The following is a 24,728-nucleotide window of genomic DNA, read 5'->3' on the forward strand; positions in this document are numbered from 1 at the left end:
AAGGAGAACGCCATGAACCCGACACCGCCGGACAGCGTGAAGACCTCCCATCCCACCCAGGACGGGGCCGGGGTGAAGATTCGGCGCATCCATGACTTTCGTGGCGGGCTGGACCCCTTCCTGATGCTGGACGAGCTCAAGGCAAGCGCGCGCGAGGACTACATCGGCGGCTTTCCCGCCCACCCGCATCGCGGCTTCGAGACCCTGACCTACCTGGTCCATGGCGGCCTGACCCACGAGGACTCCATGGGCAACCAGGGCCGCGTGGAGGCCGGCGAGGCCCAGTGGATGAGCGCCGGCCGCGGTGTGATCCACTCCGAGATGCCCCTGCTCGACAGCGAGGGCCTGCACGGTTTCCAGTTGTGGGTGAACCTGCCCGCCCGGCGCAAGATGGACCCGCCGCGTTATCGCGACGTGCACGCCGACGCAATGCGCCACCTGCCGGAAGACGACGATCCGCTGCGCTTCAAGGCCATTGCCGGATCCTGGCAGACCAGTGCCGGGGATACCGAGGGCCCGCTGGCGCAGATTGGCGAAGGCGCCGCGATGGCCGACCTGACGCTGCCCGCCGGCTATCGCCTGTCACTCGCCGTGCAGCTCGAGGACCGCGTGCTGGCCTACGTGTTCGACGGCGAGCTCATCGGCCTGCAGACCGGCCAGATGGGTGTGTGGAGCGGCCAGACCCAGATCCACCTGATCGCCCAGCAGGATGCCCGCGTGCTGCTGTTCAAGGGGCGGCCGCTGGGCGAACCGATCGCGCATTACGGCCCCTTCGTGATGAACACCTCCGACGAGATCGAACAGGCCATCAGCGACTACCAGTCCGGCCAGCTCGCCGCCGAACCGGCCAGCATGGACTGAGCCCCGGGCCCAATCCGGGCCTGGCAGGGGCTTCGCGGGCAAGCCCGCTCCCACATTGATCTGGGCCGGGCTGCCTGTCGAAGCCATCGCTCTACCTGCAGCCCCCTGTGGGAGCCGACTTGGCGGCGAAGCCCCCGCCCGCGTCGGCAAGGCCCCAGACCATCACCCGCTACGGCGTCGAGTCGCTGTCGTCCTCGCGCGCCCAGCCCATCGTGCGCTTTACGGCCTTCTTCCAGCCGCGGTAGTACTGCTCCCGCGTGGCCGCGTCCATCTGCGGCTCGAACACCCGGTCCAGCCCACCCTTCTGCGCCAACTCGTCACGGGTCCAGAAGCCGACCCCCAGCCCCGCGAGCCAGGCGGCCCCCAGCGCGGTGGACTCGGTCACCGCCGGGCGCTCGACCCGCACCCCGAGCATGTCGGCCTGGAACTGCATCATCACGTTGTTGGCCACGGCCCCGCCGTCGACCCGCAGGGCCTTCAGCCCGATCCCGGCATCCTGCGCCATGGCATCGATCACATCGCGTGTCTGATAGGCCAGTGCATCCAGCGTGGCGCGGGTGATGTGCTCCTTGCGTGTTCCACGGGTCAGGCCGAAGATGGCGCCGCGCGCGTACATGTCCCAGTAGGGGGCCCCCAGCCCGGCGAACGCGGGCACCACGTAGACCCCGTCGGCGTCCGCCACCTTGCCCGCGTAGTACTCGGAATCCTCGGCCGCGTCGATCAGGTGGAGCTCGTCGCGCAGCCACTGGATCGCGGCCCCGGCGATAAAGATCGAACCCTCCAGCGCGTATTCCACCCGGCCGTCCAGCGACCACGCGAGGGTGGTGAGCAAGCCGGATCGGGACTCCACCGGCGTATCGCCCGTGTTCATCAGCAGAAAACAGCCAGTCCCGTAGGTGTTCTTGGCCATGCCGGGCTCGAAACAGCCCTGACCGAACAGGGCCGCATGCTGGTCCCCCGCCACGCCGGCGATCGGGACCTCCGCGCCGCCGAACATCTCGGCGCCGGTCACGCCCAGCACGCCACTGGAGTCCACCACCTCGGGCAGCATCGCGCGCGGGATCCCGAACCGCTCCAGCAGCTCGGAATCCCATTCCAGGGTGTGAATGTTGAACAGCTGGGTGCGCGCGGCGTTCGTCACATCGGTCACGTGACGTTCCCCGCGGGTGAGGTTCCAGATCAGCCAGCTGTCCACGGTGCCAAAGGCGAGTTCGCCCCGTTCCGCGCGCTCGCGCGCCCCGTCCACGTGATCCAGGAGCCAGCGCAGCTTGCTGGCCGAGAAATAGGCATCCACGACCAGACCGGTACGCTCGCGCAGCAGGCCCTCGAGGCCCTGCGCCTTCAGTCCGTCGCAGAACGCGGCGGTACGCCGGTCCTGCCACACGATCGCATTGGCGATCGGCTCCCCCGTGGCGCGGTCCCATACCACCGTGGTCTCGCGCTGATTGGTGATGCCGATCGCCGCCAGTCGGGAGGGCTTGATGCCGCGCGTCTCCAGTACTTCGCGCGCCACGCCGATCTGGGTACCCCAGATCTCCATCGGGTCGTGTTCCACCCAGCCGGGCTGCGGATAGATCTGGGCGAAATCCTTCTGCGCCACGCCGACGATCGTACCCGCGCGGTCGAACAGGATGGCCCGGCAACTGGTCGTGCCCTGGTCCAGGGCGAGGATGTAGCGCGCGTCGCTCATGAGGGGACTCTCTCTGGCCGATTCAGGCACCGTCCTCGATCAGCTCGATGGCGTTGCCGTCGGGATCCCGTACGAATGCCGCGGGGCGGCCGGAGCGACTGCGTTCCACCGCAAACCCCGCGGCCTCCAGCCGCGCGGCGAAGGTCTCCAGCTCATCCACGCGCAGCGCCAGGTGGCGGTCCTGCCCACACCGTACCGCACGCTCGGTCGGGTCCGGGTTCGGCACCCGCAGCAGGTGCAGGGCCTGGCCGTTGCCGAGGTCGTACCACAGCCCCGGAAATCCGAGTTCGGGCCGCTCCAGCGGCGCCAGCCCAAGGTGGTGCCCGTAGAACTCGCGCGCGGCCTGAACGTCCGCAATGACCAGGCTGGCGTGATGCAGGCCGAGGACTCCCGCATTCCCGCGCCCGGCCCCGGTCATACCCGCAGCATCCCCGAGGCCGGTTCCAGCAGCACGATTGCCTGCGCCGCCACGCCCTCCTTGCGCCCGGTGAACCCGAGATGTTCGGTCGTCGTGGCCTTCACGCTGACGGCCTCGGGCACCAGGCCGGTATCCGCGGCGATATGATCGCGCATGGCGGGGACGTGCGGCGCCAGCTTTGGCGCCTGCGCGATCACGGTGGAGTCGATGTTGACCGGGCGCCAGCCGGCCGCCGCAACACGCTGGAGGACCTCCCGCAGCAGGACGCGGCTGTCCGCGCCGCGAAATGCGGGATCGGTATCCGGAAAGTGTCGTCCAATGTCACCCAGGGCGGCGGCGCCGAGCAGGGCATCGCAGACCGCATGCAGCAGCACGTCGCCGTCCGAATGCGCGACGAAGCCACGCTCGAACGGGATATGCACGCCGCCGAGGACCAGATGATCCCCTTCACCGAAGGCGTGCACGTCGAAGCCCTGGCCGATGCGCAACCCGCTCATGCGCTGAACCGTCCTTCCAGCCGGCCCTGCTGCATCAGGTAGAGACGGGCCAGCTCCAGATCTTCCGCCCGCGTGATCTTGATATTCATCGCCGAACCCTCGATCAGCCGCGGGGCCTGCCCCAGAAACTCGATCGCGCTGGCCTCGTCAGTCACCGCATGACCCGCATCGCGTGCGCGCGCATTCGCTTCTCGCAGCATCCCCAGCCGGAACATCTGTGGGGTCAGGGCGCGCCAGACCCGCTCCCGGTCCAGCGTCCGCTCCACGCGGCCGCCGCCATCGCTCCACTTGATGGTGTCGGTACTGGGGCTGGCCAGCAACCCGCCCACCGCGTCATCCCGCAACTCACGCAGCAGGCGGTCCACATCCGCCTGCGGCAGACAGGGACGGGCTGCATCATGGACCAGCACCCAGTCGTCCTCGTGCGCCCGGTCGGCCAGGAAATCCAAGCCGTTCTGCACGGAATCCACCCGCTCCGCTCCGCCGGCGGCACGGAACAGCCGCCCGCCCGCCAGCGGCAGATCCAGGGCGTCGGGATCCACGTCGGGTCCCAGCACCAGCACCACGCCGCGAATGCGCGGATGCTCGAGGAAGATCGAGAGGGTATGCGACAGGATCGTCCGCGAACCCAGCGTCAGGTACTGCTTGGGACGGTCGGACCCCATGCGCCGGCCAATGCCGGCCGCCGGGATCAGTGCCCAGAAGGCCGGTTCGCGCGCCGCTGCGCCCCCGGTGTCAGCCATCAAAGGGATCCTCCGGTGGCAGGGTGTCGGTGGCCGGCTCGGCCTCCTCGGGCACCCGTGAGTCGGGACCGGGCTCGGTCTGCCCGGCCGATCCGGGGAGCGGCTCGATGTCCAGCGTGGCGGGTTCGTCCTCGCCCACCACGAAGAAGAAGACCTCGTCCTCGCGGATCATCCCCAGGTCGCGCCGGGCCCGTTCTTCCACCGCCTCGGTTCCGCCGCGCAGGTCCCGCACCTCCGCCTCCAGGGCCTGATTGCGCTGCTCGAGTTCGGCGTTCGAGGCCCGCTGGCGCTCGACCTGCTCGCGCAGGTCGCGCACGTCGCGCCAGCTCCCCTCGCCCAGCCACAGGGGCCATTGCAGTGCCAGCAGCACAAGCGCCAGCCCGATCAGCAGGCCGCGCATCACCCGCACTCCATCGACTTGAACCCAAAGAAAAGCCCTCGCCCGCGCACCGCGCCGAGCGCGGGTACAACGGAACGAGGGCTTTTACGAGTGGCCGGCATGCCCGGCATTCTACGAGGCCCGGACGCCCCGGGACAGGAACCGCGCCGCAGGCTGCGGACTGCATCCTCGACACGGCCGCCCCGCAACCGCCTCAGCGCCCGAAGGTGAACGCCGACATACCCGGGTAGCTGGCCCGGCTCCCCAGGTGTTCCTCGATCCGGATCAGCTGGTTGTACTTGGCCACCCGGTCGGAACGCGACAGCGAACCGGTCTTGATCTGGCCGGCTCGAGTGGCGACCGCCAGGTCCGCGATGGTGACGTCCTCGGTCTCGCCCGAGCGGTGCGAGATCACCGCTGTGTAGTTGGCCTTGCGCGCCAGTTCGATCGCTTCCAGCGTCTCGGTGACGGTGCCGATCTGGTTGAGCTTGATCAGGATGGAGTTCGCGATGTCCTTGTCGATGCCTTCCTGCAGGATGCGCGTATTGGTGACGAACAGGTCGTCGCCCACCAGCTGCACGCGCTTGCCCAGGCGCTCGGTCAGGGTCTTCCAGCCATCCCAGTCATCCTCGGCCATCCCGTCCTCGATGGTCAGGATCGGGTACTGGTCCACCCAGTGCGCGAGATAGTCGGAGAATTCGTCCGCCGAGAAGGCCTTGCCCTCGGAGTCCAGGTGGTAGCGGCCGTCGCGGTAGAACTCGGAGCTGGCGCAGTCGAGGCCGATCCAGATGTCCTCGCCCGCCTTGAAGCCGGCATTGTGGATGGCCTCCAGGATCACCTCGATCGCCGCGGAATTGGACGGCAGATCGGGGGCGAAGCCACCCTCGTCGCCCACCGCCGTGGCCAGGCCGCGCTTGGCCAGGACCTTCTTCAGCGCATGGAAGACCTCGGCGCCGTAGCGCACCGCCTCGCGCACCGAGTCCGCGCCCACCGGCAGGATCATGAACTCCTGCATATCCACGCTGTTGTCCGCGTGGGCCCCGCCATTGATGATGTTCATCATCGGCACCGGCAGCAGCGTGGCGTCTTCCCCGCCCAGCGTCTCGAACAGGGGCTGCTCGCGATCGGCCGCGAGGGCATGCGAGGTCGCCATGGAGACGGCCAGCAGGGCGTTCGCCCCCAGGCGCGACTTGTTCTCGGTGCCGTCCAGTTCCAGCATGCGGCGATCCACCGCGGTCTGGTCGAGCTCCATGCCGCGGAGTGCGTCGCGGATCTCGCCGTTCACGTGGCTCACCGCCTTCAGTACGCCCTTGCCCCCGTAGCGCTTCTCGTCATCGCGCAGCTCCAGGGCCTCGCGGGCCCCCGTGGAGGCACCGGACGGGACCGCCGCGCGCCCCATGGCGCCGGAATCCAGGACAACATCGGCCTCGACCGTCGGGTTGCCCCTGGAGTCGATGATCTCGCGGGCGTGAATCTCCGCAATCTGGGACATGCTCTCTCCTTGAAAAGTACCCGCCCGGACGGAGCCGCCCGGGACGCATTATCGAAAAATCGGGGGTTAGCCGAGGCCGTATTCCGCCTCCGCGAACGGCTGCGCCTTGGTCGCGGCGTCCAGCGCCTTCAGCGTCTGCAGCAGTTCGGCCATCTTTGGCAGCGGCCACGCATTGGGGCCATCCGACAGGGCCTTCTCGGGGTCCGGATGGGTCTCCATGAACAGCCCGGAGACCCCGGCCGCCACCGCGGCGCGCGCGAGCACCGGTACGAACTCGCGCTGGCCACCGGAGGACGCGCCCTGCCCACCCGGCTGCTGCACCGAATGGGTCGCGTCGAAGACTACCGGGCACCCGGTCTGGCGCATCTGGGCCAGGCCGCGCATGTCGGAGATCAGGGTGTTGTAGCCGAACGAAACCCCGCGCTCGCAGACCATGATCTGGTCATTGCCCGCCTCGCGCGCCTTGTCGACGACATTGCCCATGTCCCAGGGTGCGAGGAACTGGCCCTTCTTGATATTCACCGGACGCCCCTGGCGCGCCACATTCTGGATGAAGTTGGTCTGACGGCAGAGGAACGCCGGCGTCTGCAATACATCCACTACGCTGGCGACCTCGTCCAGCGCCGTGTCCTCGTGCACGTCAGTCAGTACCGGCACGCCGATCTCCGATTTCACCTTGTCGAGGATGCGCAGGCCCTCTGCCATGCCCAGGCCGCGGAAGCTCCGGGTGGACGACCGGTTGGCCTTGTCGAACGACGACTTGTAGATGAACGGGATGCCCAGGTCATCCGCCATCGCCTTCAGGGCCCCGGCCGTCTCCAGCGCCATGGCCTCGGACTCGATGACGCAGGGTCCGGCAATCAGGAAAAAGGGCCGGTCGAGGCCGACTTCAAAACCACAAAGCTGCATGTCCTGTCCTGTACGGCGGCCGCCACCCTCCGGGCGCGGCCGCGAAAAATCGTGTATCGGCGCCCTATTCCGTCAACGCCGTGGTGGTTTCGGGTTCGCGCGCTTCCTGGTAGTCCCGGGCGGCGCGCACGAAACCGGTGAACAGCGGGTGGCCGTCACGCGGCGTGGAGGTGAACTCCGGGTGGAACTGGCAGCCGACAAACCACGGGTGCCCCGGGAGTTCCACGGCCTCCACCAGTTCGCCGGACTCCGACACGCCCGAGATGCGCAGTCCGGCCGCCTCCAGCCGTTCGCGGTAGGCGTTGTTGAATTCGAAGCGATGGCGGTGGCGTTCTTCCACCTTTTCACGGCCGTAGGCCTCGGCAATGCGCGAACCGGGCGACAGCCGCGCACTCTGAGCCCCCAGGCGCATGGTGCCGCCCAGGTCGCTATCGGCATCGCGCCGCTCGATTCGGCCTTCCTGATCCTGCCACTCGGTAATGAGCGCGATCACTGGATGCGGGGTGTCCGGCGCGAATTCGGTGCTGTGCGCGCCTTCCAGGCCCGCAACATCGCGCGCGAACTCGATCACCGCGACCTGCATGCCGAGGCAGATCCCGAGATAGGGCACGTCGTGTTCGCGTGCGTAGCGCACCGCGGCGATCTTGCCCTCCACGCCGCGCTCGCCAAAGCCACCCGGAACCAGGATGGCATCCAGGCCCTCGAGTTCCCGTGCGGCCTCGTTCTCGGCGCCTTCCAGTTTCTCCGAGTCGAGATAGCGGATCCGGACCCGAGTCCCGACCTGTACCCCGGCGTGGGTCAGGGCCTCGTTCACGGACTTGTAGGATTCGGTCAGGTCCACGTACTTGCCGATCATGCCGACGGTGATCTCCGACTCCGGGAACTCCATGGCATTGACCACGTGTTTCCAGTCCGAGAGGTCCGCCTGCGGCGCGTCGATATGCAGCTTGCGCAGCACGATCTCGTCGAGCTTCTGCGAATGCAGCCAGAGCGGGATCTTGTAGATGTTGTCCACGTCCACCGCCGAGATGACCGCCTTCTCCTCGACGTTCGTGAACAGCGCGATCTTGCGCCGCTCGCCGTCCGGGATCGCCTGGGTCGAGCGGCACAGCAGGATATCCGGCTGGATCCCGATGGAACGCAGTTCCTTGACCGAGTGCTGGGTCGGCTTGGTCTTGATCTCGCCCGCGGCCTCGATATACGGGACCAGCGTCAGGTGCATGAACAGGGCGTTCTCGTGCCCGAGTTCCACGCCCATCTGACGAATGGCCTCGAGAAACGGCAGGGACTCGATGTCGCCCACGGTGCCGCCAATCTCGATCAGCGCGATGTCGGCATCGCCCGCCCCTTCGTGGATCGAGCGCTTGATCTCGTCGGTGATATGCGGGATCACCTGCACGGTGCCACCGAGGTAGTCCCCGCGGCGTTCCTTGCGGATCACGTTCTCGTAGATCTGGCCGGTGGTGAAGTTGTTGCGCCGCGAGGTACGGATACGCACGAAGCGCTCGTAATGCCCCAGGTCGAGGTCGGTCTCGGCGCCGTCGTCGGTGACGAATACCTCGCCGTGCTGAAACGGGCTCATCGTGCCCGGATCGACGTTGATGTACGGATCCAGCTTGAGCAGGGTCACCTTGAGCCCGCGGGCCTCGAGGATCGCCCCCAGCGAGGCGGATGCAATACCTTTGCCCAGAGACGAGACCACGCCTCCGGTGATGAAAACAAAACGCGTCATGCGGGAAACCTGGCTGGGAGCTGACAAGCGCCCCGTCCCGGCGCGAACCTGGCACGCGGGGTGGGCGGAAAACGCCTGAAAGAGTACCAGAGCACCCGCCCCTGCTCAATCGGAAGGCGGGGGCAACTCCTCGTTCCGGGAACCCCGTGCCAGCGGGCGGAAGGCCACCAGGGTCATGTCGTCACGCCGGGGTTCTCCGTCGCGATAATCCTCCAGCACCCGCACGACCGCGTCGATCTTGGCGGACAGATCGCGGTCACTCTTCTCGGCCAGGACCTGGCGCAGCCGACGGCGCCCGAACAAGCGTGGCGGCTCGCCCCCGACATGATCATGCGCACCGTCCGTGATCAGGAAGAATTCGGTTCCCGGCTCCACTGGCACCTCGTGGTCGACCGGCTGCGCGGGCTCCAGGCTGCGGTAGCCGAGCCCCCCGCGCACGCCGCGAATTTCCTCGATCTCGCCGCCGCGTTCGATCATCAGAGGCAGCCCGACCCCGGCGAAGGCCAGCATGCGGTCTTCCGGCCGATAGACGCATACCGCGGCCTCCAGCCCATCATCCGAATCCGAATCCTGGCCGTCCTGCCGCAGCCGCGAACGCACCAGACGGTCCATCTCGCGCAGGATCGCGGAGGGTTCCAGCAGACGGTGTTCGTGCAGGATGCGGTCCAGCGCCGACGCCACCACCAGCGTGATGAACGCCCCTGGGACGCCATGCCCGGTACAGTCCGCCACCACCAGGATGCTGTGGCCGTCGATGGCCTCGACCCAGAAATAGTCCCCGCCGACCAGGTGCAGCGGCTCCCAGTAGATCTGAACCTCGTCCAGATGTCCGTCCAGGGCGTGCTTGTCCGGCAGCATCGCGGTCTGGATGCGCCGGGCATAACGAATGCTCTCCACCACCAGACGGTTACTGCGTTCCAGTTCCCGGTTGGCCTCGTCCACCTGAGCCATCGCCCGTTCCGTCTCGGCCTTTTCGTCTTCCAGCTGCCGGGTGCGCTCCTCCACGCGGCGCTCCAGATCGGCGTTCAGCGCCTTCAGCTCTCCGCGGGCCCCGTCGCGCGCATCCAGCCCCTCCTGGAAGGCGCGCAGCAAACGGTCCAGCGAGCGCCCCAGGGCCCCCAGCTCGTCATTCTCGTGATGCCCCAGGCGGGGCATGGGCCAATGGGCTGGCTGGTCCGGGTCGGTATCCGCCACGGCGCGGGAGATCTTCAGCATCGGACGCAGCATGAGGAAGTAGAACAGCACCACGACCACCAGCGAGACGATCACCGCCTGGGTCACACTGGTCACGACCCCGGTCTGCAGGCGCGCCACGAAGATCCGCCCCAAGACACCGGGGTCCAGCTCCATGTGCAACTGCCCCACGCCCTGAACGTTGCCCCGGGTCCCCGGATGCGTGAGTTCAAGCTCGTGTGCCCGCAGGTCGCCAAAAAGCCACTGCGCCCAGTCCCCGGACGCGGCCTCCGCCGCCCGTTCGTCCTCGGCCAGGGTATTGCCAAAATCGTCGAGGATCTCCACCCGCCGGATCTCGTCGAAGACGAGCAGGCCCTGGACCAGCGAGTCGGCCTGATCGGCGCTCAGTTGGAAGGCGGCCTCCGCCGCGGGCGGCTCGACCAGGCGCTGCAGCCGATCGACCTGGGCCTGGGTCTCGGCCCGGAAGGCATTCCAGTCGGAGGCAATGACGTAGGCACTGCTGAGGAGGCTGAGCGCAAGCGCGGCCAGCAGCGTGGCGACCGCCAGCTTGGCAACGAGGCTCCGGTTGCGGCGCCGGGTCTCCGGCATCATCCGTGGTCGCCGTGCGTCTGCACGATGACACGGTTGCGCCCCTCGTTCTTGGCGCGATACAGCAGGTCGTCGGCGAGCGCGACCAGTTCGCCGGCATCCGGCCAGGGATTCGTGGTCACCACCAGACCGATCGACACCGCCAGGGACAGCGGCTCGTCCTTCCAGTGCAGGCGGGCGTTCTCCACCGCCGAGCGGATCCGTTCCGCCAGGGCCAGGGCGGCCTCGACGTCCAGGTCCGCGGCCACGACGAGGAATTCCTCCCCGCCCATGCGCCCGGCGTACTGTTCCGCCCCCAGTTCGCCGCGCAGGATCTCGGCGAAGCTTTCCAGCGCGAAGTCCCCGGCGGCATGGCCATGGGTATCGTTAAGGGTCTTGAAGTCGTCGAGATCCAGCATCATCACCGCGAGCGAGTGCGACGCGTCGCCCACGCTGTCGGCCATGCCCTCGACACAGTCGATCACCCGACGCCGCGAGAACAGGCCGGTCAGGGCGTCCTCCAGCGCCAGGCGCTCCAGCTCGGCCGTCAGGCGCTCGCGCTCGCGGACCTCGTCGGACAGGGCATTGTTGAGCTGGGCCAGGTGTTCGGCCTGTTCGCGCAGCTGGCGGTTGGCATCCTGGAGATCCGCCTGCATGCGATCGCTCATGCGCATCATGCGCCGCTGCGCGCGGTAGCTCTCGGAATAGGCCTTGGCGAGCACCTTCACCCCGTCGGCCACCGCGTCCAGCGCCTCCAGCATCTGCTCCGAGCGCTCCATGATCGCCTTTTCCTGCTCGAACAGGGAAAAGTCGGCCAGCCCGTCGTCCATCTCCTGCCCATCCCGGGGCCGGCTGGAGGGATTCATGGAGTCGTCACGAGAGGGGGCGGTCATGTCAGCGGACACATGCGGTAGTCGGCGTGCTGGAAGTCCTCGGAGAAATCCTCGCCGAACTCCTCCATGGTTTCGTCATCCTCGTGATAGCACCAGTTGATGCGGACCTTCAGCCCGGCCTCCGCCCCGTCTTCCAGGATCTGGAACATGTTCATCAGGGCCTTCGCGGTGGACGAATTGAAATAGATCATTTCCACCGTGAATTCCACCTCGTCGCTGGCGCGGTCCTCGATTGCCTGGCGCAGCCCCTGGGTCAGGGGGCCGTAGAAGTTCGCCGCATCCTCCGGATACGACTCCCCCGACAGTCGGTACTGCCCGGCCGCGAAATCGAACTGCACCGCGGGGGTCCGGTCGGTTGCCTCGTGCTCAATGGTCTCGACGACTGCCATCAGATGTAGGCCTTCAGGACAAAGTAGGATTGGGCATCGGAAATATGCTGAAAATCGAACTGGATCGGCTCGCTCGCCCTCCGTGCGATCTCGATCAGACCGATACTGCCGCCCTTGCTGCCCTCGTCCGGCGGCTCGCGCAGTTTTTCCTTGTAGAAGCGGCGCAACTCGTCGCTGTCCATCGCGGCCAGTTCACGCAGGCGCGCCGCCAGGGTGTCGGCATCCTTGCGCCCGATGACATTGCCGCAGATGACGAAGAAGCGCCCGTTCTCCGAACCGACCGTGATCATCCCGGAACTCAGCTCGACGGGGGGCTCGTCATCGTGCTCGATGCGTTCGGCCGAATACCGGATGATGTTCTGCACCTGCTCGACAAAGACCGAAAAGACCCGGTTCACGGTCTTCGTGTCGGTGGATTCGAGCCGGATCTTCTGGCGCAGCGCATCGCCCAGGGCCTTCAGGATGCCCTCGGAGATGTAACCGGTGAACGAAAAGATGATGCCACGCCGGGTCATGTTGCGCTGAAACCCCAGCACCTCTTCGGCAATCAGGGTCGATGACGCCGCCTGCGCCTCGGCTGCCTCACTCATCTCGCTCTCCATTGCTGTTCAGTACGGCCTCGACGATCGCCGCGTAGCGTCCGTCGGCGCGCATCGCATCCAGTTCTTCCTGCATGCGGTCCAGCGGTCCGCGCTCGGTCTCCGGGTGGCAGGCGAGCGACATCACCGTATCGTTGAACGCGAACAGGGATTCGAGTTCCCCGATCCCTTCCAGGCGCGCATACCATGGCGCCAGGTGCTCACCGCTTACCCAGACATCGATCCGGTTGGCCGCCAGCTTGCGCGCGTTCAGCCGATCGTTAGGCGCGGTATCCACCGGAATCCCCTGACGTTCGACATGCAGGGCCACGGCATCGTCGCGATAGCCGCCGACGCGGTAGTGTTCCAGGTCCTCCAGGGACGCCGCCTGCACCTCCGCACCCTTCAGCACGAACGCATGCCACTGGTTCTCGACCAGAGGCCCGACCCAGGTAAAAAGATCCTCGCGCTCCTGCGTGCGCGTCGTTGAAAAGACGCAGGTACCGGGGACCGACTGGGCCTCGGCATAGGCGCGGCTCCAGGGCAGCAGCCGGATCTCCGCGTCCACTCCCGCGGCCTCCAGGAGCTGATCCATCACGCGGATGGAGATCCCGTCCAGCTCCCCGGATTCGGTCTCGAAATTGAAGGGGGGGTAGCTCTCGGTGGTCAGCGTTAACGTATCCGCTGCCAGCGGCGCCGCCAGAAGCGCCGCGGCCGCCAGCAAGGCCGTGCCCGTACGTCGCCCGCACTGTGCCGCGAAACCTGTCACGTGCCGCTCACCCGAAACCCATGAAGACGGCCCAAGAATTGTCCGATTCGGACGGCTCCGTCAACTCCGCGCGTTAGCTCGGTCCGGCCAGAGGACTGCGACAATCACGCCATCCGCCTGACGCAACAACGGAATCCGCTGACGCGCCCAGGGCGGGATCCCGCGCTCCTGCATCAGCTTCTTCAGCGGCCGGTGGCCGGCCGGCGTCGCGACCCGCTCGCCCCCACGGCGATAGCTAACGGTCAGGGGGGCATCGGGCGCGACACCGAGTTCCCGCAGGTCCGAACGCGTCAGGCGCCGCCCGTCCGCGAGCCGCAGTTCCGGCTGGTCCGCGGGCCACTCCTGATCGGGCGGCGGCATCTGCCCTTCGCGCCCCTCCTGCCGCGGCCCGGCCCATAGCTGATCGCGGTAGCGGCGCATCCAGCCGTCTTCCCATTCCACCCGCGGGCTGGCGTCGGGGTTGTCCGCCACCACCTGGCGCAGGAATTCCCCCAGGCGCGCGTGACCCGGCGGCCGCAGCCCCTGCGCCTGCAGCCAGTGCCGCACCAGCCCGCGGGCGGCCGCGCGATCCAGCGTGCGCACGTGCGCGAGGTCCAGGCCACCGGACTCCGGGTCCCATGCCGCCTCCATGTGATCGGCGAAATGCGTGCGCAGCTGACCGGCGACCTCCCGCTGCCAGCCGGCGGCCCGCGCCAGGCCGGTCACACTCCCAAAGCGTTCGCGCAACAGCGGCAGGACCGACTGGCGCAGGAAGTTGCGATCAAAGCGCTCATCGCGATTGCTCGGATCGTCGTACCAGTCGAGTCCCTCGCGCCGGGCATACTCGACCAGCGCTGCCCGGGGAAGGTCCAGCAGCGGCCGACCCAGCCAGGTGGCCCCTTCCCGCCGCAGTGGGCGCATCCCCCGCAACCCGTCGGGTCCACTGCCGCGCAGGGCCGCCAGCAGGAAGGTCTCGGCCTGATCGTCCGCGTGCTGCGCGGCGAGGACGATATCCGTCTCCTCCAGCCCGTCGCGCAATGCCATGTAGCGCGCCGCGCGCGCGGCCGCCTCCAGCCCCCACGGGCGCGGATCAAGGGGTTCCAGCGTGCAGGTTCGGAACGGGCAGTTCAGCGCCCGGGCCACCGCATGGCAATGCGCGGCCTGGCGCCCGGAGTCGTCCCGCAGACCGTGGTCCACGTGCATGGCCTCGAGGCCGGGGATGCCCAGCCGCACCGCCGCGTGCAGCAGGACGGTGGAGTCCAGGCCGCCACTGAAGGCAATGCGCACCCGCCGGCGGGCAGGAGGGGGTTCGAGAAATGCCCGCAGCGCGGCGGCTACGGGATCGGGCGCCGGGGCGCCCCGCTCAGGAAGCGGCTTCCTGGAAGGCACCGTAGTCCATCAGGCGGCGATAGCGCCGCTCGAGACGCTTGCCCGGATCCAGTCCCTCGAGGCCGTCCAGGGTCTCCAGGAGCGCGGTACGCAGGCGCGTCGACATCGCCTCCGGGTCGCGATGGGCACCGCCCAGAGGTTCCGGCACGATCCGGTCCACCAGCCCCAGCTCCTTCAGGCGCTCGGAGGTGATTCCCAGCGCCTCGGCCGCTTCCGAGGCCTTCTCCGCGCTCTTCCAGAGGATGGAGGCACAGCCCTCGGGCGAGATGACCGAATACGTCGAATACTGCAGCATCAGCGTGGCGTCCCCGACGCCGATGGCCAGCGCCCCGCCGGATCCGCCCTCGCCGATCACCGTGGCGATGATGGGCGTATCCAGGCGCGCCATCACCCGCAGGTTGCGCGCGATGGCCTCGCTCTGCCCGCGCTCTTCCGCACCGACGCCCGGATAGGCGCCGGGGGTATCGATGAAGGTCAGCACCGGCATGCGGAAGCGCTCCGCCATCTCCATCAGACGCAGGGCCTTGCGATACCCCTCCGGCCGCGGCATGCCGAAGTTGCGGTACACCTTGTCCCGCGTCTGGCGCCCCTTCTGATGTCCGATGAGCATCACCGGGCGGCCATCCAGACGCGCCACCCCGCCCACGATCGCCGGGTCGTCGCCAAATGCGCGGTCCCCGTGCAGCTCCTCGAACTCGTCGAACAGATCGGGGATGTAGTCCAGCGTGTAGGGACGCCGCGGATGCCGCGACATCTGCGCGACCTGCCACGGCGTGAGCTTGGCGAAGATGCTCTCGGTCAGCGACCGGCACTTGTCCTCCAGGCGCTGGATCTCTTCCTGGATGTTGACCTCGGCGTCGTCGCCGACATAGCGCAAATCGCCGATCTTCGCCTCCAGTTCGGCAATGGGCTGTTCGAAGTCGAGAAAGTCCGGATTCATGCAGAGTCCCGAAGGCTTGTTGGTGGAGGCCAGCGAAAGACGCGAATTGTAACCAATCGCGGCGCGCGCCGCTCCCGTGCCGATGCGCAGCGGTCTATCGACCGTACAGCACCTGCGCCTCGCAGTCCGGCCCCAGCGACTGCTGGATGCCGCGCAACAGGCGTTCGTCCGGCCGGATCGTCCAGCCCTCCGGCAGGCTGATATCGGCCTCCAGCCCATCCCGGCGGTAGCACATGTGCACACGGCAGGGCCCCTCGCGATGCGCCTCCATCAGCCCTCGCAGGTGGGCGACCTGTTCCGGCACCACGCCCTCCAGGCACAGGTGCAGCGCCCGCGCCCACTGCGCGCGCGCCTCGTCCAGGCTGTAGACGGCCCGCGCCCGCATGCGGGTACCCCCAGCATAGTCGTCCAGCGTGACGGTACCCTCCGCCACCAGCAGCGCGTCCGGTTCCAGGCGGTCCTTGTACTGGGTGAAGTCGTCGTTGAACAGCACTACCTCGGCGCGCCCGCTGCGGTCGTCCAGGGTAACGATCCCCATGCGCCCGCTCTGCGTGTTGCGCACGCGCACGCCGACAATCAGGCCCGCAATGCGCACGGTCTCCTGCTTGCCGCGCCATTTCTGGCCCTGCGTCTCGTCGGGGCGATCCTCCAGTTTGGCCTCCAGGGCCTGCAGGGTGGTCCCGGTCAGGCGCAGCAATTCGGCCCGATAGCGCTCCACCGGGTGACCGGTCAGATAGAGCCCCAGGGTGTCCTTCTCGCCCCGCAGGCGTTCGTCATCGTCCATCTCCTCGAGGGTGGCGCTCTCCGGGATGACAGCCGCGGCCGGGTCGCCGAACAGGTCGACTACCCCCAGGCTGGCGTTGCGCTCCGTTTGCTCCGCGGCCGCCACGGCCATGGGGATGTCATTCAGCAGCGTCGCGCGATTCGCGCCCAGTCCATCCATGGCCCCGGCGCGCACCAGCGTCTCCAGCACGCGCTTGTTCAGCTTGCCCAGATCCACCCGCTGACACAGGTCCACCAGCCCGTGGAAGTCGCCGCCCTGCCCGCGCGCCTTCAGCAGCGTGTCGATCGCGGACTCGCCCACACCCTTGATCGCCCCCAGGCCGTAGACGACGGTCTGCGCGTCGCGGCAGGTAAAGCGGTAATCGGACTGGTTCACGTCCGGCGGCAGGACTTCCAGCCCCATGTTGCGGCATTCCTCGATCAGCCCGACGACCTTGTCGGTGTTGTCCATGTCCGCGGACAGCACCGCCGCCATGAAGGGCGCCGGATAATGCGCCTTGAGCCACGCCGTCTGGTAGGCGACCAGGGCATACGCCGCCGAGTGCGACTTGTTGAAGCCGTAGCCCGCGAACTTCTCCATCAGATCGAAGATGTAGGTCGCGACCCCTTCGTCGACCCCGCGTCCGAGTGCGCCCTCGAGGAAGATCTCGCGCTGCTTGGCCATCTCCTCGGGCTTTTTCTTGCCCATCGCGCGCCGCAGCAGGTCCGCGCCGCCCAGGGTGTAGTTGCCCAGCACCTGGGCAATCTGCATCACCTGCTCCTGGTACAGGATAACGCCGTAGGTCGGCTTCAGGATCGGTTCCAGATCGGGATGCGGGTACTCGACCTGGGCACGACCGTGCTTGCGGTCGATGAAGTCGTCCACCATGCCCGACTGCAGCGGCCCCGGCCGGTAGAGCGCCACCAGCGCGATGATCTCCTCGAAGCTGTCGGGCTGCAGACGCTTGATCAGATCCTTCATCCCGCCGGATTCCAGCTGGAACACCGCGGTGGTCTGGTAATCCTTCAGCAGGCGGAAGGTGTCCGGATCATCCAGCGGGATCGCGTCCAGGTCGACCCGCTCCTCGGCATCCATCTTGCGGACGTTCTCGACCGCCCAGTCGATGATGGTGAGCGTGCGCAGGCCGAGGAAGTCGAACTTGACCAGGCCGACCGCCTCGACGTCATCCTTGTCGAAGTGGGTCACCAGCGACCCGCCGTCGTCTTCGCAGTACAGCGGCGAGAAATCGGTGAGCGCGGAGGGTGCGATCACCACCCCGCCCGCATGCTTGCCGGCGTTGCGGGTCAGGCCCTCGAGCTTCTGCGCGAGGTCGATGATCGCGCGGACCTCCTCGTCCTCGTCGTACAGCGCCTTCAGGTCCTCGCTCTCGGTCAGGGCCTTTTGCAGGGTCATGCCCAGTTCGAACGGGATCAGCTTGGCGATCCGGTCGACGAAGCCATAGCCATGGCCCAGCACGCGCCCGACATCGCGCACCACGGCCTTCGCGGCCATGGTCCCGTGGGTGATGATCTGCGACACCTTGTCGCGACCGTAGCGTTCGGCGACGTAGTCGATCACGTCGTCGCGCTTCTCCATGCAGAAATCGACATCGAAGTCGGGCATGGAGACGCGCTCGGGATTCAGAAACCGCTCGAAGAGAAGCTCGTAACGCAATGGATCCAGGTCGGTAATGCCCAGCGCATACGCCACCAGCGAGCCGGCGCCCGAGCCACGGCCCGGGCCCACGGGGATGCCGTTGTCCTTGGCCCACTGGATGAAGTCCGCCACGATCAGGAAGTACCCAGGGAACCCCATCTGGCAGATCACGTCCAGTTCCCGCTGCAGCCGCGCCTCGTAGTCCTCCTGCGGCGCGAAGCAGAAGCGCTCCAGGCGGGCGGCCAGACCCTTCGCCGAGGTCTCGCGCAGGTGATCCTCCACCGTGTACCCCTCGGGCACCGGGAAGTCCGGCAGGACCGATTCGCCCAGGGTCAGACTGACCGAACAGCGCCGTGCGATCGCGACGCTGTTGGCCAGGGCCTCGGGAATATCCGCGAACCGCTCCGCCATCTCCTCCGGCGAACGCAGGTACTGCGCCTCCGAATAGCGCCGCGGTCGCCGCGGATCATCGAGGGTCACGCCGTCGTGAATGCAGACCCGGGCCTCGTGGGCCTCGAAATCTTCCGGACGCAGGAAGCGGACATCGTTGGTCGCCACCACCGGCAGGTCGAAGGTCTCGGCCGCGGCCAGCGCCTGCTCGATCCAGGCCTCCTCGCCCGGCCGGTCCGAGCGCACCAGCTCGAAATAGAAGCGCCCCGGGAAGCGCCGCATCCAGGGTTCCAGATCCTCGGCCAGCAGGGCGCGGGCGGTCCCCGAACCGTTCACGAACAGCCCGTCGATGCCCCCCGACAGCGCGATCAGACCCTCGGCGGCCGCGTCCAGCCAGGCGCAGTCCACCCGCGGGATCCCCTTCTCCTGGCCTTCCTGCCAGGCCCGCGAGATCAGCCGCGTCAGGTTGCGGTAGCCGGGATCGTTCTGCGCCAGCAGCGTCATCCGTGCCAGGCTGCCGTCGGCGCGCGCATCGCGTACCAGCACGTCGGCCCCGATGATCGGCTGCACGCCCTGTGCGATCGCGGCGCGGTAGAACTTCACCAGCCCGAACAGGTTGCAATGATCGGTGACCGCGACGGCCGGCATGCCGCCATCGACGACGGCCTTCACCAGCGGCTTCAGCCGCACCAGGCCGTCGATGAGGGAATACTCCGAATGCACCCGCAGGTGCACGAAGCCGGGATGGGCTTCGCTCATGCCCCGGCCTCCTGCTCCCGCGCGGCGATGGCACGCGCTACGGGCCCGAAGCTGCGCCGGTGCTGGGGACACGGACCCAGGCGCTCCAGGGCCTCGCGATGGGCCACCGTCGGATAGCCCGAGTGCCGGTCAAAGCCGTACTCGGGGTAGTCGCCGTGGAGTTCACGCAACCAGCCGTCGCGGGCCACCTTCGCGATGATCGAGGCTGCACTGATGGCCGCCACCGAACCGTCCCCGCCGACGATGGCCTCGGCCGTCCAGGGCCCCTCGGGGGTAAAGCGCCCGTCGACCAGCAGGTGCGCGGGTGCCAGGGCCAGACCGGCCACGGCTCGCTGCATCGCCAGCAGAGTGGCGCGGTGGATATTCAGTGTGTCGATCTCCGCGGCCTCGGCCCGCCCCAGCGACCACGCCAGCGCGTCCGCGCGGATCTGTACGTCCAGCGCCTCCCGGCGCCGGGCACTCAGCTTTTTGGAGTCGGTCAGGCCGGGACAGGCGTAGTCCTGCGGCAGAATCACGGCCGCCGCGACCACCGGCCCGGCCAGCGGCCCGCGCCCGACCTCGTCCACGCCGGCGACGTGGCGCTGCGCTGCCTCTGTCATGGAGTCTCCACCACGGTGAACTGCGGGCAATCATCCGAACACGACCATGCGCCGCGCCGGGGATCCGTTACAATAGCGCCGAAAATCCTAGCACACCCCCTCCGGATCCGAGCCTACCCATGTCCCAATCCCCGTTACGCTGCGCCGCCATCGGCGTGGGCCACCTCGGCAGATGGCATGCCGCCAAGTACGCTGCGCTGCCGGATACCGAGCTGGTGGCCGTGGTCGACGCCGACCCCGAAACCGCCCAACGCGTGGCGGCCGACAACGACTGCCGCGCGGAGACCGATCATCGCGCCCTGATCGGGCAGGTCGATGCGGTCTCCATCGCCGCCCCCACCACCCTTCACTACGACATCGCCCGCGATTTCCTCGAGGCCGGCTGCCACGTGCTCGTGGAGAAGCCCATCACCGCGACCCTGGAGCAGGCCGAGGCCCTGAACCGGATCGCCGAGAAGCAGGGCGTGGTACTCCAGGTCGGGCATCTGGAACGCTTCAATGCCGCCCTGCGCCGACTGACCGAGAGCCCGCTGCATCCCCGATTCATCGAGTCCCATCGCCTGGCGCCCTACAAGCCTCGCGCCACCGATGTCTCGGTCGTCCTGGACCTGATGATCCACGACATCGACATCATCCTGTCGCTGGTGGACGCGCCGCTGACCGAGATCCGCGCCTCCGGTGCCCGGGTGCTGACCGGCGACATCGACATCGCCAACGCCCGCCTGGAGTTCGCGAACGGCTGCGTCGCCAATGTCACCTCCAGCCGCATCAGCACCAAGTCCGAGCGCCGCATGCGCATCTTCCAGTCGCATGCCTACGCATCCGTCGACTTCCAGAATCGCATCCTGTCGCTGAACCATATCGGTGACCCCGATCCGGAGACCGGCGCCCCGGCCATCCATCGCGAGGAGAGTGTGTTCGACGAGGCCGATGCCCTGCTCGCCGAGATCCAGGCTTTCGTGGCCGCGGTCCGCGGCCAGGGTCCGGTCGTCGTCAGCGGCCGCGACGGCCAGCGCGCGCTGGAGACGGCCAGCCGCATCACCGACCTGGTCTATGAAAACCTGAACATCATGAGCCGGGCCGACGGCCCGCACAGCCACCTCGATGCGAACCCCACAGGAGTCAAGCCGTGATCCCGATGGTCGACCTGCAGCGCCAGTACCAGAGCCTGCGCCCCGAAATCGATGCCGCCCTTCAGGACGTGCTGGCCGGCGCCCGTTTCATCCTGGGCCCCAATGTGCAGACCCTGGAACAGGAACTGGCCGACTACCTCGGCGTCGAGCACGCGATCACCTGCGCGTCGGGCACCGATGCCCTGCATCTGGCCCTGGCCGCGGCCGGGATCGGCCCGGGTGACGAGGTCATCACCACCCCGTTCACCTTCATCGCCACGGCCGAGGCCATCCGCTACGTCGGGGCCGACCCGATCTTTGTGGACATCGACCCGCGCACCTTCAACATCGATCCGGATCAGGTAGAGGCTGCGATCACCGAACGCACCCGGGCGATCCTGCCGGTGCACCTGTTCGGCCAGCCAGCCGACATGCCACGCCTGCAGGCCATCGCCGAGAAGCACAAGGTGATGATCGTGGAGGACTGTGCGCAGTCCTTTGGCGCGACGGTCGACGGCGTGCAGACCGGTGCGGGCAATGCCTTCGGCTGCTTCTCGTTCTTCCCCAGCAAGAACCTCGGGGCCTTCGGCGACGGCGGCCTGGTCACCACCAGCTGCCCGTCGTCCGCCGAGGCCCTGCGCCGTCTGCGCAATCACGGTTCCAGCGAGCGCTACTACCACGACGAGATCGGCTACAACAGCCGGCTGGACGAGATGCAGGCCGCGATCCTTCGGGTGAAGCTGCCGCACATCGATACCTACAACGCGGAGCGCCGCCGGGTCGCCGCGCGCTACCGCGACGGCCTGGCCGGCCTGCCCGTGGAGGTGCCCTTCGAGGACGGTATCGGGACCCACGTCTACCATCAGTACACGCTGCTGACCGATCACCGCGATACCATCATGGAGGCCCTCAAGGCCGCCGAGGTCGCCTGCGCGATCTACTACCCAGTGCCCCTGCACCAGCAGAAGGCCTTCGCCGACCTGAAGAATCGCCCGGAATCGCTGCCCGTCACCGAAGACATCGCCGCGCGCTGCCTGTCGCTGCCCGTGTTCCCGGAACTCGAGGACGCGACCATCGACATGATCTGCGGGAAGATCCGCGAAGCCCTCGCATGACGCCACCCCGCCCCGCGCCGACTGGAGCCCCGCTCCGGCAATGACGCAGCATGTGGTGATCTGCGCCGGCGAAAGCTCGGGAGACGCCCTCGGGGCGGGGCTGGTCCACGAGCTCTCCGCGCTCGAGCCCGGACTGCGCTACTCGGGCATGGGCGGGACACAGATGCGGGCCGCCGGCGTCGACACGCTGATCGACGTCTCCGAGCTCGCGGTGGTCGGCCTGGTCGATGTGCTGGTGAACTACCCGCGCCTGCGCCGGCTGTTCCGGCGCATGAGCCGCCATCTCGAAACCGAGCGTCCGGACCTGCTGGTCCTGGTCGACTACGTGGAGTTCAACCTGCGCCTCGCGGCACATGCCCGCCGCCTCGGGATTCGTGTGCTGTTCTACGTCAGCCCGCAGCTTTGGGCCTGGCGCTCCGGGCGCATCAAGCGCATTCGCCGCTGCGTCGACGCCATGGCGGTCCTGTTCCCGTTCGAGACCGAGGTCTACGAGACCGCCGGCGTACCGGTGCGCTATGTCGGCAACCCGTTGGTGGACCGGGTGCAACCGCCGCAAACACCGATTCGGGAAACGCTGGACCTGCTGCCCGAGACGCGACTGGTCGGCCTGTTGCCCGGCAGCCGGAGCGGCGAACTGAAGCGCCACTGGCCCATGCTCGTAGACACGGTCCGGCGCATCCATGCCGCGCATCCGGATGTACGGTTCGTGGTTTCGATGGCACCCGGGGTAACGACCGATCGCTTGACCGAGCTCGCGGCCTGGGACGACCTGCCCCTGCAGTTCGTGGGAGGTGATACGCAAACCCATTCCCTGATGGCCGGGGCGGATCTCCTGCTGATTGCCTCCGGCACAGCCACGCTCGAGGCCGGACTGCTCCAGGCCCCGATGCTGGTCTTCTACCGGATGGGGGCCGTGAGCCATGCTGTGTTCTCGCGCCTCGTTCGCCTCGAGAACATCGCCCTGGTCAATATCGTCGGGGGCGAGCGCCTGGTACCCGAGTACCTGCAAGAAGATGCCAGCCCCGAGCGCCTCGCGCGGGATGCCATGAGCCTGCTCACACACCCCGAGGAACGGTTGGCCATGCGTGAACGGCTGGCCCGCGTGCGAGAACGCCTGGGGGATGGTGGGGCCGACCGCCGCGTCGCCGAAATGGCGCAGGAACTCCTCCAGCACGGCCATCTGTTGACTAGGGAGACGCTGATTTAATCACAGAGGACACGGAGTGCACGGAGAAGGGAAAGGTCAAAGGCGGTATACAGGAAGCTGGGAAGGCAGGAAGGGGTTACAGGGGTGAGGCGCCGGTGGGCTCGGGGGCATCTGGGAGCTCCTGAGGGAGCGTGGCTGCGAACGTAGCGCGACTATGTTCCGTGAGACGGGGCGCCCTCGCCGTTCGCCACGTCGCTTTGTGACCCAAAATGACGAATGGGTCGCCCCCGGATCACATACCGGTGATGGCCCATTCACTTTGCGGTTACAGCAACGGTCCGCCAGAAAGGCCCGTTTACTGAAACCATCTGAATCGGAATTTCTTCGCCCCTTCCGACCTTCCTGTGAATCGCCTTTGCCCTTCTCCGTGCACTCCGTGTCCTCTGTGGTTCAATGACCGAGGGAGTTGGAGCGCAAAGGTCAGTGGGGGCGGCCGCCGCGCAGGATGCCGCGCCGGCTGCCACGGACAAACCCGATCAGGTTGCGCACCTCGGGGACGTCGGTCTCCTCGAACATCGTGTCGAGGTGGCTCTCGCGGCCGGCCCGGCCGCGCATGCCCTGAATGAATACCCGATGGAGCGCCTGGATGGCCTCGTTGGAAAAGCCATTGCGCTTGAGCCCCACCTTGTTGATCCCGATCAGACGCGCGTAGTTTCCGCTCGCCAGGCAGTACGGCGGCAGGTCGCGGTTCAGGGCGGCCCCCATGCTGGTAAAGGCATAGGTCCCCACCCGGCAGAACTGATGCACCAGGGTGAACCCCCCCAGTGTTGCGTGATCCTGGATCTCCACATGCCCGGCCAGCGAAGTGGCGTTGGAGAAGATGATGCTGTTGCCAATGGTGCAGTCGTGGGCGATGTGCACGTACGCCATGATCAGGTTGTCGTGCCCGATCACCGTTTCGCCCAGCCCCTTCTCGGTGCCCCGGTGCAGCGTCACCGATTCGCGGATCACGTTGCGGTCACCGATCACCAGCCGGGTCGGCTCGCCGCGATAGCTGGTGTCCTGCGGCTCCTCCCCGAGCGAGGAGAACTGGAAGATCCGGTTGTCGCGCCCGATCTCCGTGGGCCCGTTAATCACCACGTGCGGCCCGACCCGGGTCCCGGCGCCGATCTTCACGTTGGCACCGATCACCGAGAACGGTCCGATCTCCACCGAGGAGTCGATCTCGGCACTGGGGTGGACGTCGGCCCGCGGATCAATCACGCCGGAATTTCCTGGCCAGAACACATCAGTTGTGCGGTGGCGCAGACATCCTCGCCGACCTTCGCTACTGCATCGAAGCGCCAGATCCCGCGCACCGTCCGCTTGAGATCGACCCGCAGGTGAAGCTGATCGCCGGGCACCACCTGACGTCGAAAACGCGCCTCGTCGATGCCGACGAACAGGTAGAGCTGCTGCTTGTCCTGATTCTCGTTGCGCGCCTCTTCCGTCTTGAATGCAAGGAGCCCGGTCGCCTGGGCCAGGGCCTCGAGGATCAGGACCCCCGGCATCACCGGCTTGATCGGGAAATGGCCCTGAAAATACGGCTCGTTGATGCTGACATTCTTGATCCCCGTGAGATAGCTGCCCGCCTCCCACTCCAGCACCCGATCCACCATGAGGAACGGGTAGCGATGCGGCAGGTAGCGCATGATCTCCTGGACGTTAAAGTCATCCACGCCGGTGTCCTTTTTCTGATTCTTGAGATGCCGCATACGGACCGCTGCGC

At 67.5% G+C, this 24,728-nt stretch carries 23 protein-coding genes; 4 read left to right on the plus strand and 19 right to left on the minus strand.

What is annotated here, in order from left to right; genetic code table 11:
* Positions 1-12 precede the first annotated feature (12 nt).
* The gene (locus C996_RS0108150; protein WP_018866963.1) at positions 13-861 is read left to right on the plus strand and encodes a pirin family protein; all 849 of its coding nucleotides are present in this window, start codon (positions 13-15) and stop codon (positions 859-861) included.
* Between the two features lie 169 nt (positions 862-1,030).
* On the opposite strand, the gene glpK is transcribed toward C996_RS0108150, so the two are convergent.
* The 17 genes from glpK to rnhB all read right to left on the minus strand — a co-directional run bounded on the left by glpK (position 1,031) and on the right by rnhB (position 19,586).
* Positions 1,031-2,551 (minus strand): glycerol kinase GlpK, encoded by a 1,521-nt coding sequence (gene glpK / locus C996_RS0108155; RefSeq protein WP_018866964.1) that lies wholly within the window; start codon positions 2,549-2,551, stop codon positions 1,031-1,033.
* Between the two features lie 22 nt (positions 2,552-2,573).
* Positions 2,574-2,969: a VOC family protein gene (locus tag C996_RS0108160; protein ID WP_018866965.1), complete on the minus strand. Its 396-nt coding sequence runs from the start codon at positions 2,967-2,969 to the stop codon at positions 2,574-2,576.
* On the minus strand, positions 2,966-3,466 hold the full coding sequence (gene ispF, locus C996_RS0108165) for a 2-C-methyl-D-erythritol 2,4-cyclodiphosphate synthase (protein ID WP_018866966.1): 501 nt from the start codon (positions 3,464-3,466) through the stop codon (positions 2,966-2,968). Before ispF ends, C996_RS0108160 begins: the two co-directional genes overlap by 4 nt.
* Entirely contained in the window at positions 3,463-4,209 is a 747-nt protein-coding gene (ispD, locus tag C996_RS0108170; protein WP_018866967.1) for a 2-C-methyl-D-erythritol 4-phosphate cytidylyltransferase, read from the minus strand. Before ispD ends, ispF begins: the two co-directional genes overlap by 4 nt.
* Positions 4,202-4,609, minus strand: a complete 408-nt coding sequence (gene ftsB / locus C996_RS0108175; RefSeq protein ID WP_018866968.1) for a cell division protein FtsB — start codon at positions 4,607-4,609, stop codon at positions 4,202-4,204. The genes ispD and ftsB overlap by 8 nt, the downstream gene beginning before the upstream one ends.
* Positions 4,610-4,802: 193 nt before the next feature.
* Positions 4,803-6,080 carry a phosphopyruvate hydratase gene (eno, locus tag C996_RS0108180; protein ID WP_018866969.1) on the minus strand — a complete coding sequence of 426 codons (1,278 nt, stop codon included), beginning with the start codon at positions 6,078-6,080 and terminating at the stop codon, positions 4,803-4,805.
* A 66-nt stretch (positions 6,081-6,146) separates the two neighbouring features.
* Positions 6,147-6,989: a 3-deoxy-8-phosphooctulonate synthase gene (gene kdsA / locus C996_RS0108185; protein ID WP_018866970.1), complete on the minus strand. Its 843-nt coding sequence runs from the start codon at positions 6,987-6,989 to the stop codon at positions 6,147-6,149.
* 64 nt (positions 6,990-7,053) lie between these two features.
* On the minus strand, positions 7,054-8,721 hold the full coding sequence (locus tag C996_RS0108190; RefSeq protein WP_018866971.1) for a CTP synthase: 1,668 nt from the start codon (positions 8,719-8,721) through the stop codon (positions 7,054-7,056).
* A 105-nt stretch (positions 8,722-8,826) separates the two neighbouring features.
* Positions 8,827-10,503 carry a SpoIIE family protein phosphatase gene (locus C996_RS0108195; RefSeq protein ID WP_018866972.1) on the minus strand — a complete coding sequence of 559 codons (1,677 nt, stop codon included), beginning with the start codon at positions 10,501-10,503 and terminating at the stop codon, positions 8,827-8,829.
* Complete coding sequence (locus C996_RS0108200) at positions 10,503-11,312, minus strand: GGDEF domain-containing protein (protein ID WP_018866973.1); 810 nt, start codon at positions 11,310-11,312, stop codon at positions 10,503-10,505. Before C996_RS0108200 ends, C996_RS0108195 begins: the two co-directional genes overlap by 1 nt.
* Before the next feature lie 59 nt (positions 11,313-11,371).
* Positions 11,372-11,764: a DUF1987 domain-containing protein gene (locus C996_RS0108205; RefSeq protein WP_018866974.1), complete on the minus strand. Its 393-nt coding sequence runs from the start codon at positions 11,762-11,764 to the stop codon at positions 11,372-11,374.
* A complete protein-coding gene (locus C996_RS0108210; RefSeq protein WP_019583900.1) occupies positions 11,764-12,354 on the minus strand; it encodes a SiaB family protein kinase in 591 nt (196 codons plus the stop codon). Before C996_RS0108210 ends, C996_RS0108205 begins: the two co-directional genes overlap by 1 nt.
* The gene (locus tag C996_RS0108215; RefSeq protein WP_018866976.1) at positions 12,347-13,066 is read right to left on the minus strand and encodes an ABC transporter substrate-binding protein; all 720 of its coding nucleotides are present in this window, start codon (positions 13,064-13,066) and stop codon (positions 12,347-12,349) included. Before C996_RS0108215 ends, C996_RS0108210 begins: the two co-directional genes overlap by 8 nt.
* A 105-nt stretch (positions 13,067-13,171) precedes the next feature.
* Positions 13,172-14,377 carry a tRNA lysidine(34) synthetase TilS gene (tilS, locus tag C996_RS0108220; protein ID WP_018866977.1) on the minus strand — a complete coding sequence of 402 codons (1,206 nt, stop codon included), beginning with the start codon at positions 14,375-14,377 and terminating at the stop codon, positions 13,172-13,174.
* Between the two features lie 76 nt (positions 14,378-14,453).
* On the minus strand, positions 14,454-15,419 hold the full coding sequence (locus C996_RS0108225) for an acetyl-CoA carboxylase carboxyltransferase subunit alpha (protein ID WP_018866978.1): 966 nt from the start codon (positions 15,417-15,419) through the stop codon (positions 14,454-14,456).
* A 94-nt stretch (positions 15,420-15,513) separates the two neighbouring features.
* Positions 15,514-18,987, minus strand: coding sequence for a DNA polymerase III subunit alpha (gene dnaE / locus C996_RS0108230; protein WP_018866979.1), 3,474 nt, complete (start codon positions 18,985-18,987; stop codon positions 15,514-15,516).
* Positions 18,984-19,586: a ribonuclease HII gene (rnhB, locus tag C996_RS0108235; RefSeq protein ID WP_018866980.1), complete on the minus strand. Its 603-nt coding sequence runs from the start codon at positions 19,584-19,586 to the stop codon at positions 18,984-18,986. The genes dnaE and rnhB overlap by 4 nt, the downstream gene beginning before the upstream one ends.
* 119 nt (positions 19,587-19,705) lie before the next feature.
* Here rnhB and C996_RS0108240 point away from each other — a divergent pair, with 119 nt between their 5' ends.
* Genes C996_RS0108240 through lpxB form a run of 3 tightly spaced genes read left to right on the plus strand, consistent with a single transcriptional unit; the run spans position 19,706 to position 23,020 of the window.
* A complete protein-coding gene (locus C996_RS0108240) occupies positions 19,706-20,719 on the plus strand; it encodes a Gfo/Idh/MocA family protein (RefSeq protein WP_018866981.1) in 1,014 nt (337 codons plus the stop codon).
* Positions 20,716-21,813: a DegT/DnrJ/EryC1/StrS aminotransferase family protein gene (locus C996_RS0108245; RefSeq protein ID WP_018866982.1), complete on the plus strand. Its 1,098-nt coding sequence runs from the start codon at positions 20,716-20,718 to the stop codon at positions 21,811-21,813. Before C996_RS0108240 ends, C996_RS0108245 begins: the two co-directional genes overlap by 4 nt.
* A gap of 40 nt (positions 21,814-21,853) precedes the next feature.
* Entirely contained in the window at positions 21,854-23,020 is a 1,167-nt protein-coding gene (gene lpxB / locus C996_RS0108250) for a lipid-A-disaccharide synthase (RefSeq protein WP_018866983.1), read from the plus strand.
* A gap of 420 nt (positions 23,021-23,440) precedes the next feature.
* On the opposite strand, the gene lpxA is transcribed toward lpxB, so the two are convergent.
* A complete protein-coding gene (gene lpxA, locus C996_RS0108255; RefSeq protein ID WP_018866984.1) occupies positions 23,441-24,223 on the minus strand; it encodes an acyl-ACP--UDP-N-acetylglucosamine O-acyltransferase in 783 nt (260 codons plus the stop codon).
* A complete protein-coding gene (gene fabZ / locus C996_RS0108260; RefSeq protein WP_018866985.1) occupies positions 24,220-24,714 on the minus strand; it encodes a 3-hydroxyacyl-ACP dehydratase FabZ in 495 nt (164 codons plus the stop codon). The genes lpxA and fabZ overlap by 4 nt, the downstream gene beginning before the upstream one ends.
* Positions 24,715-24,728 lie beyond the last annotated feature (14 nt).

The organism is Thioalkalivibrio sp. ALE25 (assembly GCF_000377285.1).
Lineage (GTDB): Bacteria > Pseudomonadota > Gammaproteobacteria > Ectothiorhodospirales > Ectothiorhodospiraceae > Thioalkalivibrio.